This window comes from Erythrobacter sp. (genome assembly GCF_023653175.1).
Taxonomy (GTDB): Bacteria; Pseudomonadota; Alphaproteobacteria; order Sphingomonadales; family Sphingomonadaceae; genus Erythrobacter.
In genome coordinates this window covers 1-10,396 of sequence record NZ_JAMNXL010000129.1, presented here as the reverse complement: position 1 = coordinate 10,396, position 10,396 = coordinate 1, and the positions used below count along the sequence as shown (strand labels likewise).

9 protein-coding genes and 1 pseudogene are annotated in these 10,396 nt (G+C 65.6%); 5 read left to right on the top strand and 5 right to left on the bottom strand.

Features of this window, described 5'->3' with window-relative positions:
• Positions 1-518, bottom strand: a pseudogene (locus NBV68_RS13680) (lipid kinase); the annotation flags it as partial.
• Between the two features lie 194 nt (positions 519-712).
• Here NBV68_RS13680 and NBV68_RS13675 point away from each other — a divergent pair.
• Positions 713-1,687: a YncE family protein gene (locus tag NBV68_RS13675; RefSeq protein WP_296310666.1), complete on the top strand. Its 975-nt coding sequence runs from the start codon at positions 713-715 to the stop codon at positions 1,685-1,687.
• A 91-nt stretch (positions 1,688-1,778) separates the two neighbouring features.
• Here NBV68_RS13675 and NBV68_RS13670 read toward each other — a convergent pair whose 3' ends face one another.
• Genes NBV68_RS13670 through NBV68_RS13655 form a run of 4 tightly spaced genes read right to left on the bottom strand, consistent with a single transcriptional unit; the run spans position 1,779 to position 5,935 of the window.
• Positions 1,779-4,313, bottom strand: coding sequence for a TonB-dependent receptor (locus NBV68_RS13670; protein ID WP_296310665.1), 2,535 nt, complete (start codon positions 4,311-4,313; stop codon positions 1,779-1,781).
• Between the two features lie 37 nt (positions 4,314-4,350).
• A complete protein-coding gene (locus NBV68_RS13665; RefSeq protein WP_296310664.1) occupies positions 4,351-4,761 on the bottom strand; it encodes a nuclear transport factor 2 family protein in 411 nt (136 codons plus the stop codon).
• The gene (locus NBV68_RS13660; protein WP_296310663.1) at positions 4,761-5,192 is read right to left on the bottom strand and encodes a nuclear transport factor 2 family protein; all 432 of its coding nucleotides are present in this window, start codon (positions 5,190-5,192) and stop codon (positions 4,761-4,763) included. Before NBV68_RS13660 ends, NBV68_RS13665 begins: the two co-directional genes overlap by 1 nt.
• Positions 5,192-5,935 carry an aspartate/glutamate racemase family protein gene (locus tag NBV68_RS13655; RefSeq protein ID WP_296310661.1) on the bottom strand — a complete coding sequence of 248 codons (744 nt, stop codon included), beginning with the start codon at positions 5,933-5,935 and terminating at the stop codon, positions 5,192-5,194. Before NBV68_RS13655 ends, NBV68_RS13660 begins: the two co-directional genes overlap by 1 nt.
• 197 nt (positions 5,936-6,132) lie before the next feature.
• Between NBV68_RS13655 and NBV68_RS13650 the strand changes: the two genes are divergently transcribed.
• The 4 genes from NBV68_RS13650 to NBV68_RS13635 form a co-directional block, all read left to right on the top strand.
• Positions 6,133-6,798, top strand: coding sequence for a GntR family transcriptional regulator (locus tag NBV68_RS13650; RefSeq protein ID WP_296310659.1), 666 nt, complete (start codon positions 6,133-6,135; stop codon positions 6,796-6,798).
• A gap of 183 nt (positions 6,799-6,981) precedes the next feature.
• Complete coding sequence (locus NBV68_RS13645) at positions 6,982-7,890, top strand: hydroxymethylglutaryl-CoA lyase (RefSeq protein WP_296310658.1); 909 nt, start codon at positions 6,982-6,984, stop codon at positions 7,888-7,890.
• Positions 7,891-7,905: 15 nt separating this feature from the next.
• Positions 7,906-9,963, top strand: coding sequence for a hydantoinase/oxoprolinase family protein (locus NBV68_RS13640; RefSeq protein WP_296310657.1), 2,058 nt, complete (start codon positions 7,906-7,908; stop codon positions 9,961-9,963).
• Between the two features lie 3 nt (positions 9,964-9,966).
• Positions 9,967-10,396: hydantoinase B/oxoprolinase family protein (locus NBV68_RS13635; protein WP_296310655.1), on the top strand; the 430-nt coding region annotated here is incomplete at its 3' end.

The following is a 10,396-nucleotide window of genomic DNA, read 5'->3' as shown; positions in this document are numbered from 1 at the left end:
TTGACCGTCTTCACGTCGGTCAGCTTCATCCCGTTGGTCTCGAGCGCGCGGGCGAGGAGGTAGTGCGAGACCGACAGCTCGGCGAGGTAGACCTGACGGCCCTTGATCCCCGCGACATTGTCCGCGCCCTTGAGCAGCACCGCGTCATTGCCGTTGGAATAGTCGCCGAGGATGATCGCGCTGGTGTCCTTGCCGCCCGCCGCCGGGATGGTGAGGGCGTCCATGTTGGCGACCGTCACCCCGTCAAGCTTGCCCGCTGTGTACTGGTTCACGCTCTCGATATAGTCGTTGACCTGCACGAACTTGATCGTGATGCCGTACTTGTCGCCCCACTTCTTCACGATCCCGGCCTGCTCGGCATAGGGCCAGGGCATCCACCCGGCATAGATCGACCAGCCGATGTTGAATTCGGTCTTGGGCGCGGCTGCCTCTTCCTCCCCGCCGGAACATGCTGTCACCAGCAGCGCGGCGAGGCCGAGGAGGAGGAAGCGGGCTGCCCGGGAGAGGTGGTGGAGCATGATTCGTCCCCTATGTTGCGCCTGCGAACATCCGCCGGTTGTGCGCGTTTGTCCACCATGAATTATTACGATTGATTGCAAACGTAATATGGGTGAGATTGGTTCCACGATGGCAGGCATTGTGCCCGTTCACGCGATCTGCGGGCGGGCGCGCTCCTCTCCCTCCCCTGCCCTCGCACGGAGGCCGATTAGCCATGAAAAAACACGCCGCCCGCCCGCTTGCCGCGATTATTGCCGCCAGCCTCACCGCCACGGCCTGCGCCGACGACGGCCCGCCGCCCAATGATGCGGTGGGCCCGATGCCGGACCTCTCGGAAAACGCAATGAAGGTGCCCGGCTTTGCCGACTTCATGGCGATCGACGGCGATGCGGTGTGGGTCACCAATGACGGGCGGGTCGAGAAGTGGACGCCCGCCGGGCTTGTCGCCTCGGCCCCCGTCCCTCGCCCCTGCGGCGCGATGACCACCGCGGCGGGATCGCTGTGGGTCGCCAATTGCAAGGACGGCGATGTCTACCGCATCAACCTGGCCACGGCGCAAGTCGAAGCGAAGATCGCCACCGGCCTCGGCAATCCCAAGGGCGAGACCAATGTGGTCTCGGGCGCGGGATCGGTGTGGGTGCCGAGCGATCCTGCAGGCAAGGTCGCGCGGATCGATCCGGCGACCAACACGGTGGTCGCGACGATCCCGGTGACGGCCGAGACGTGGTATCTCGCCTGGGGCTTCGATGCGGTCTGGGCGGTGTCGAGCGAGGGCAGCTCCCTCGAACGGATCGATCCGGCCACCAACACCGTCACCGGCAAGGTCACGATGGGCAACACTCCCGGCTTCCTCGCCGCGAGCGAAGGGGCGGTGTGGGTGCAGGAACAGGGCGACGGCACGGTCGCCAAGGTCGATCCGGCGGCGCTCACCGTGCTGGGCCGCACCAAGATCGGGCCCAAGCTCAAGTGGGGCGATATCGACACCGGCGCGGGCGCGGTGTGGCTGCGCACGACCGAGGACCAGACGATGGTGGTGATCGACGCCCAGAGCCTCAAGATCCGCGCCCGCATGGGGCCGAGCGTCGGCAGCGGCGCGCTGCGCTGGACGCCTAAGGGGGTGTGGACCTCGGCGCATGACAACCAGACGCTGTCATGGTGGAGCCCGGCTGCACCCGCCCCCGCCAAATGAAAAAGCGCGCGGGGATCGGGTGGTCCCCCGCGCGCTTCCCCCTATCCCCGTTGTTTTGTTCCCGAAAGGCCCGGAGATCAGAACGGCGTGATTAGAACTTGTAACCCAGCTCCAGCCCGAAGCGCTGGCGCCCGCCCGGCGAGATGAAGGAGCCGCCGAATTCGACCGCGGTGATGACCTCGTTCAGATACTTCTCGTTGAACAGGTTCTCGGCATAGGCGGTAACCGACCAGGTCGGCCCCTCGATCCCGATGCGCAGGTCCATCACCGCAAAGGTGTCGCGCTGCGAGACCGAGTAGTCGGCATCGCCCACGAAGGCCGGCAGCGCCAGCGCCGAGCCCGGCAGCAGCCCGCTGAACAGCGTCGGGTTGGCGTCGTCCTGCAGCGTGTGGAACCACGTCGGCCCGGTGATGCGGTAATCGGCGCGGGTGACGAAATCGATCGAGTCAGTCACCGGCAGATCGATCTGGGTGCCGAGGTTGATCGTGTAGTCGGCGGTGTAGGGCGACTTGTTGCCCACCGTGACCGGCCGCGAGGCATTGGCCTTGATCTCGCTCTCGGTGACGTTGGCCGAACCGAACAGCGTCCAGCCCTTGACCGGCTCGACCGTCAGGTTGAGCTCGCCCCCGTAGACCTCGACCTCGTCAATGTTCGAGACCACGCGCAAGAGGCCGAAGCCGCCGACGAAGAACTCGAAGAACTGCATGTCGTCGATCGTGGTGTAGTAGCCTGCAAGGTCGAAGGTGACCACGCCGTCCAGCACATTGCCCTTGATCCCCGCCTCGAAGGCGCTCGAGGTTTCCTTGCGATACTGGTCGTCGATCTGGACATTGGTGCCGATGAACTGGTTGAACGCAGAATCGACGATCGCCGCAGCGCCCTGGTTGTTGAAGCCGCCCGATTTGAAGCCAATGCCCCAGTTGCCGTAAAGGTTGATATCCGGGGTAACCTTATAGCGCAGCGAGATCTTGGGCTGGAACTGGCGGAAGGTTTCCGATTGCGGCCCGATCGGCTGGACGACCCCGCCCACCACCGCCTGGCCGGGGTTGATCGGCCCGCCGGTGAAGGGATCGAACACGGCCGGCACGAGGCTCGCGACATTGCGGTCCTCGATGTCGTAGCGGCCCGCCACGCTCACATTGAGGCGATCGGTGAGGTCGCCGTCTACCGAGGCGAACACCGCGTAGACATCGGTTGTGAAGGCATCATTGTAGAGCTGGGTGGTGGGGTTGGTCGTGCCCGGCGCGTTGTAGAGCTGGCGGATGATCCCCTGCCCGAGATCCGCGCCAAGGCTCACCCCCACCTCGCGGTCGATGTGGAGGTAATAGGCGCCCACTTGCCAGTTCACCGGCCCGTCGCCGCTGGAGGCGAGGCGGATTTCGCCGCTGATATCCTCCTGATTGCGGATCTGGAACTGGGTTCCGTCACAGGTGGTCGGGCTATAGGGCCCGAAGGTCGACCCGGTGGCGGGGTTGAAGATGAAGGGGATCGGGCTCGCCCCGATGAAGGTCGGCGGGTTGAGCGCGAAGCCGGTCAGCGCCGTGGTCGAGGCCGCGCAGGCATTGGCTGCCGCGACCGAGGCAGGCGTCGCCCCCGGGAAGGTGAAGCGCGCAAAATCGGCCGAGGTGCCGTCGGCGGTCAGCGACTGTTCGACATTGCTATAAAGCAGCCATGCGGTGAGCGTCGCGGCTTCGAACTTGTGCTCGATCTTGGCCGACGCCTCGAAGGTGGTCTGGTCGTTGGTCGGGCGGATGTTGGGATAGAAGCCGAAGGGGTGGTCGTTGACGTCCTCGAAGAACGCCGGGTCCACGGCCGCGAAATTAGGCAGGTGGAAGGCGGCGTTGAAGGCGATCGAGGCGCCGGTGAGGTCGGCATAGCGCGCCTTCACGTCGATCTCGGTGTCAGGGCCGACCTGCGCGACGAAACGCCCGTCGATGCCCCAGACTTCCTGATCGTCGATGGTCTTTGAATTGCCGAGGAAGCGGTTGCGGAAGAAGCCGTCGGTGGTCGAATAGTTGCCCGACAGCACCAGCCCCGCATTCTCGCCCACAGGGGTCGAGACATAGGCATTGGCGAGATAGGTGTTGTCCTGGCCTGCGCGCACCAGCACGCCGCCTTCCAGCGTGTCGCCGGGCTTCAGGGTCTGGAGCACGATCGCGCCGGCGGCAGCGTTGCGGCCATAGAGCGCGCCCTGCGGACCCTTGAGGATTTCGACCTGCCGCAGCGTGCCCTGGTTCTGGTTCAATTGCGCGGTGTTGGTCTTGAGGATCCCGTCGACCACCAGCGCGACCGAGCTTTCCGCATCGCGCGCGCCGTTGATGCCGCGGATGTTGATCTGGGTGTCGCCCGCTTCGGCGGTGCCGGTGACGATGGTGACGCCCGGGGTCAGCTGGATGAAGTCATCGGCGCGCTGCACCCCGCTCTTGGCGAGGGCTTCGGCGGTGAACACGGTGACGGCGGCGGGCACATCGGCAAGCGTTTCCGACTGGCGGCGCGCGGTGACGATGATCGCACCCTCCTCTTCGGCCGCGGGCGCGGTGTCTTGCGCATCCTGCGCAATTGCAGGCGCGGAAAGGGCAATGGCGCCGAGAGCCGCGCCGGAGGCAAGAACGAGACGGATATTCATATGGCGGCTCTCCTGAGAGGGTCGAGAGGATGAAGGATCAGACGAGCGGATTGGCCCCGCTCATGTAGACGTAGACTTCCTGGAACTTCGGGCCGCCCTCACCGGGACGCAGGCGCCAGAAATTGGTGTTGTAGAGCAGGGTCACGTTGCCATCGTGGTCGTGCAGCTCGGCCGTGAAGCAGGCGGTGATGCGCCCGTTCGCCTCGTCCACGGTGCAGGTGAAATCGCGGTGGATGATGGTCTGGTAGGCCGCGAAGAAATCCTCGAACATCCGCTGGATCTCGGCCTTGCCGGAATGCCGCATGAAGGCGGTCTGCACGCAGAACAGCGCGGTATCGTGGAAGCACGACAGCGCAGCCTCCAAGTCCTTGGCATCGACGCGGGCGAAGTACTTGTTCAGCGCAAAGTCGACGAGATCGGCGCGCGAAAGGGTGGGTTCGTACTGCATCAGGCGTCCCCTTCCTTCAGCAGGTTGTCACCCGACATGTAGACATAGACTCGGTGGAACAACCGGTCCTTGAGGTAGAAGCGGTTGCAGTTCTCGTAGCGCAGCTCCTCGCCTCCGTTGGGGGTGATGAGCACGGTGAACTGCGAGCAGATCGCGTTGCTTTGCGGGTCGGCGGTGTGGACGAAATTGCCGTGCCAGATGCTCTCGAAATCCGCGAAGAGCTTGACGAACATCGCCCGGATCGCCTCGCGCCCGTTGTGGACAGTGTTGCTGGTCACCTCGGTGAGGATCGCGTCGGGGGTGAAGCAATCGAGCACCTGGTCCATGATCTTGTTGTCGACCCCGTCGAAATATCGCTTGGTGACGATATCGACGTAGAAGGGATAGGGCAGCGGCGTCTGGCCGGGGCCGCCCTCTTGCCATTCGCTCATCAGTACCAGCCCTTTCGGATATCGGCGTGCTTGGGCACTTCGGGTGCAGGGAAGGCCTTCTTGGAGTGGGTGAGGCCCAGTTCGATGAGCGTTTCGAGGCTCTTGTAGGCGACCTGCCCCGGGTTCAGCACCGGCACGGGCAGCTCGGATTGGAGGTAGGCTGCGGACTGATGCATCGTGGTCGAACCGAGCACGATCACATCCGCGCCGTCTTCCTCGATCGCCTTCATCGCTTCAGCCTTGAGCTTGGCGAAGACGACCTCCTCCTTGCCTTCGAGCAGCTCGGTGACATCAGGCCGGGTGTCGATCGAGCGCACCGAGGCGCAGCGGTGTTCCCAGCCGTGCTGGTTCAGCACCTTCTCGTAGAGCGGGAACCACTGCGGCCACATGGTCAGCACGCTGAACTTCTTGCCGAGCATCATCGCAGCGGCAAAGCTAGCCTCGCCCGGGCCGACGACGGGGATGCTGAGCACCGAGCGCAGCGGCCACAGCCCACTATCGCTGACCGTGTCGATCAAGACGCCAGCGTAGCCCTCCTCCTCCGCCGTGACGCCGGCCTGAAACACCGTCCAGTCCATCAGCAGCGTGTCGTGGTAGGAGTCCCCCAGCGCCGCGCCCCAGCGCACCGCCTCGAAGGTGGGGGCGAACCCGGCGCGCACGAAATCGGCGGGAAGCTGCTGCGCCCTGTTGGCGACGCCAGCTTCGTCCATTGCGATCGGCACGATGACCTTGATACGCTTCACGGCACTCCCCAGTTGCCCAAGTGAGCGTGATTATTGTATACAAATCGTGCTCGTCAAGCACTTTACACAAATGTTGTGACAAGGGCGTCCGGAGTGTGTTTTTGTCACCTCACAGACTTGCAGGCCGCGCGCCCACGCCGCACAAGGAAGCCCATGGAAGCAGCCCCTTTCCTGCCCGCCGCGCAGGCATCGCAGCCATGAGCCGCGCCTCCGAACGCGCCTATGCCGCGATCCGCGCGCATGTTCTGAGCGGGTCGGTGGCGGTGGGCGAACAGCTCACCGAAGACCAGCTCGCGCAGATCACCGGGGTCAGCCGCACTCCGGTGCGCGAAGCAGTGCGGCGGCTCGAGGACGAGCTGCTGCTGGTGCGATCGGACACCAAGCGATTGTTCGTTGCCGACTGGAGCCGGGACGACATCGAGGAGATGTTCGTGCTGCGCCAGATGCTCGAATGCCACGCCGCCGAGCGCGCCGCCAAGCGCCTCACGCGCGAGCAGATCGCCGCCCTGGAGGCGCTCAACCGCGAGCTCACCGCGGCGGTGGAGCAGAGCCCGCCCGATGTCGCGCGGTTCCTCGAGGCCAACCGCGCCTTCCACGAGGCGATCATCGATGCGGCGCACTCGCCGCGGCTGGGGCAGCTGCTCGCGCGGCTGGTCGAGGCGCCGGTGGTGCTGCGCACGGCGCGCACCTATTCGCAGGATGACCTGCGCCAGTCGGCGCGGGATCACGACGAGCTGGTCGCCGCCTTCGCCGCACGCGACGGCGACTGGGCGCGCGCGGTGATGGGCAGCCATTTGCGCCGCGCCTTCCACACCTTCGCCCGCGCGGTCGGCCCGGCCAACGACCGCGACACGACTGCGTGACGACCGCGTGACGACCTTGCAACGACCGCGCCGCCACCAGCCCTCGCACCGACCCCGCGCGGCAACCAAAAACGCAACAGATGGCGATCGGTTCCACCCGCGCCAGCGATGCAAGTACGATTGCAATTGTATACAATTCGGCTAAACCTCGCCCTACCCGTCCCCCCTGTCAGGCGATTCACCATGAGCTTCGAAAACATCGCACTGGTCGAAGTCGGCCCGCGCGACGGGCTCCAGAACGAGCCGGACATCATCTCCACCCCGACCAAGCTGGCGCTGATCACCCGCATGATCGGCTATGGCGCGCGGCGGCTCGAGGTGGCGAGCTTCGTCCACCCGCAGCGCGTGCCCCAGATGGCCGATGCCGAGGCCGTGATCGCCGCCCTGCCCGACCACAATGACTGCACCTACGTGGGCCTCGTCCTCAACAAGCGCGGAGTGCTGCGCGCCCTTGCCACCCGCGAGAATGGCGCGCGCGGGGTCGATCAGGTCGGCTGCGTCGTTGTCGCCAGCGACACCTTCGGGCAGAAGAACCAGGGCCAGACCATCGCAGAGGGCATCGCTGAAACCCGCGAGATGCTGCGCTTCGCCCGTGCCGAAGGGATCCGCGCCCAGGTCACGATCAGCGCCGCTTTCGGCTGCCCGTTCGAGGGCGAGGTCAAGCACGAAACCGTGCTCGCCATCGCCGAGGCGATCGCCGCCGAAAACCCTGAGGAAATCGCGCTCGCCGACACCATCGGCGTCGGCACGCCGTGGGAGGCGGGCGAATTGTTCGGCAAGCTGGGCGAATTGCTCGGGCCAAAGATCCCGATGCGTGCCCATTTCCACAACACCCGCGGCACCGGCATCGCAAATGCCTGGGAGGCCTACAAGGCGGGGGTGCGAGTGTTCGACGCTTCGCTCGGCGGGCTCGGCGGCTGCCCCTTCGCCCCGCGTGCGACCGGGAACATCGCGACCGAGGATCTCGTCTACATGATGGAGCGTTCCGGGGTGGCGACCGGCATCAATCTCGAGTCGGCAATCGCCGCCAACAAGTGGTTTGCAGGCGAGCTGGGGCGCGAATTGCCCTCGGCTGTGGCCCGCGCGGCATAATTCAGGGGAGTTTGCATGACGTACAGGCTGGGTGTGGATGTGGGCGGGACTTTCACCGACCTGCTGCTGTTCGACGAGGCGAGCGGCGCCTTCTGGCGGCACAAGACCCCCTCGACCCCGCATGACAGCTCGGAAGGCATCCTCAATGGGGTGAAGGCGATCATGGCGACCGCCGGGATCGGGGCCGAGGACATCACCTATTTCCTCCACGGCACCACCGTCGCCACCAATGCCGTGCTTGAAGGCAAGGGCGCGAAAGTCGGTCTGGTGACGACGCAGGGCTACCGCGACATCATGCAGATCGCGCGCAGCTTCGTGCCCGGCGGGCTTGCCGCGTGGATCGTTTGGCCCAAGCCGCAGCCTCTGGCGCGGCTCGAGCACACGGTCGAAGTGCCGGGCCGCATGGATGCGCGAGGGAACGAGGTTGCGCCGCTCGACGAAGACGCCGTGCGCGCGGCCTTGCGCAAGCTGAAGGGTGACGGGATCGAGGCGCTCACCGTCTCCCTCATGAACTCCTATCTCAACGGCGCGCACGAGGCCCGGATCGGTCAGATCGCAGCGGAAGAACTGCCCGGCATCCCGGTCTCGCTCTCTCACGAAGTCCTGCCCGAAATGCAGGAATACGAGCGCACGCTGTCCACCGTCGCCAACGCCGCCGTGCGTCCGGTGGTGAGCAAATATGTCTCCAACCTGCGCACCCGGCTGGAGGCCGAGGGCTTCAAGGGCCGCCTCTCGCTGCTGCGGTCCGACGGCGGGTTGATGAGCAGCCAGAAGGCCGAGGAGCATCCCGTCAACATCCTCATGTCCGGCCCGGCGGGCGGGGTGACGGGCGCGCTGTGGGTCGCCAAGAATGCGGGCTTCGAGAATATCCTCACCCTCGACGTCGGCGGCACCTCGACCGATGTCGCGCTGATCCAGGGCCTGGAGCCGCGCCGCCAGCGCACCACCGAAGTCGGGCACCTCTCGGTGCGTGCCTCGGCGCTCGACGTGAAGACCGTGGGCGCGGGCGGCGGTTCGATTGCCCACGTGCCGCAATTGACCGGCGCGCTGCGCGTCGGGCCGGAGAGCGCGGGCGCGGTGCCCGGGCCCGTGGCCTATAACAAGGGCGGCACGCTGCCCACGGTGACCGATGCCAATGTGGTGCTCGGCTATCTCCCCGAAGATCTCCTAGGCGGCAGTTTCAAGCTCGACCGCGAGGGCGCCAAGGTGGCGGTGCAGACCATCGCCGATGCGCTCGGCATCAGCCTGATGGAGGCCGCGCGCGGGATCATCGACATCGTCAACGAGAACATGTTCGGCGCCTTGCGGATGATCTCGGTGCAGCAGGGCTACGACCCGCGCGAATTTGCGCTGATGGGCTTTGGCGGGGCGGGGCCGCTGCATGTGAATGCGGTGGCGCGGTTGATGGGTTCATGGCCCGCGATCTCGCCCGTCTCCCCCGGCGTGCTGTGCGCATTGGGCGACGCGACCACGCGGATGCGCACCGAAACCGCGCGCAGCTTCTCGCGGCTCGCGCGTGACACCTCGATTGCCGACCTCGTCAGCGTGCTCGACGACATGGCCGAACAGACCCGCGGGGAGCTGGTCGCCGACGGCATTCCCGAAGATCAGATCACCTCGCTGTTCGAGATCGACGTGCGCTATGCGGGCCAAGCCTTCGAAGTGCCGCTGACGATCACGCAGGACATTCTCGAGAAGGACGGGATCGCAGGCATCCTCGCCCGCTTCGACGAGGAGCACTTGCGGCTCTTCACCTTCAACATGGATACCCCGCACGAGATCGTGAACCTGCGCGCGGTGGCGCAGGGGCAGGCCCCCGCCCTGCCCGCGACGGAATTGCCCAAGGGCGACGGCGATCCATCCGCGGCCAAGATCCGCGACCATGTCGTCTGGATCGACGGGGCCGAGCGGCCTGCCGTAATCTACGACCGCGCCCGGCTGCGGCAGGGCGATGTGATCGAAGGCCCGGCGATCATCACCGAAATGGATTCGACCACGCTGGTCGAACATGATTGCCGCGCCGTCGTGGACGCTGTCGGCAACATCCTTATCACTCTGAAGGCGGAGGGCTGAACCATGCCGGCTCGCATCATCGAACCCAACACCGTCCCGTTCCAGAAGGTCGCCATCGACCCGGTCACGCTCGACATCATCGAGAACGCGCTGAGGAACGCCCGCATCGAGATGGACGCGACCCTCGTGCGCACCGCCATGAGCCCCGGCATCCGCGAACAGGGGGACGCCTTCCCGCTGATCTCGGACCCTGCCGGCAAGATGATCGTCGGCCAGTTCGGCAGCTTCATCGACGGCTTCCTCAAGCAGTTCGACGGCACCATCGAGGACGGGGACATGATTTTCCTCTCCGATCCCTATTCCTGCGGCGGGGCGGTCAGCCACTCGAACGACTGGCTGGTGCTGCTTCCAGTGTTCAAGGACGGGCGCTTGATCGCCTATACCTCGATGTTCGGACATCAGTCCGACATTGGCGGCAAGGTCGTCGGCTCGA

Coding starts and splice junctions, on each gene's coding strand:
- NBV68_RS13640 (WP_296310657.1), top strand. CDS start 7,906: ATGACGTACAGGCTGGGTGTGGATGTGGGCGGGACTTTCACCGACCTG.
- NBV68_RS13665 (WP_296310664.1), bottom strand. CDS start 4,761: ATGCAGTACGAACCCACCCTTTCGCGCGCCGATCTCGTCGACTTTGCG.
- NBV68_RS13670 (WP_296310665.1), bottom strand. CDS start 4,313: ATGAATATCCGTCTCGTTCTTGCCTCCGGCGCGGCTCTCGGCGCCATT.
- NBV68_RS13675 (WP_296310666.1), top strand. CDS start 713: ATGAAAAAACACGCCGCCCGCCCGCTTGCCGCGATTATTGCCGCCAGC.
- NBV68_RS13645 (WP_296310658.1), top strand. CDS start 6,982: ATGAGCTTCGAAAACATCGCACTGGTCGAAGTCGGCCCGCGCGACGGG.
- NBV68_RS13660 (WP_296310663.1), bottom strand. CDS start 5,192: ATGAGCGAATGGCAAGAGGGCGGCCCCGGCCAGACGCCGCTGCCCTAT.
- NBV68_RS13650 (WP_296310659.1), top strand. CDS start 6,133: ATGAGCCGCGCCTCCGAACGCGCCTATGCCGCGATCCGCGCGCATGTT.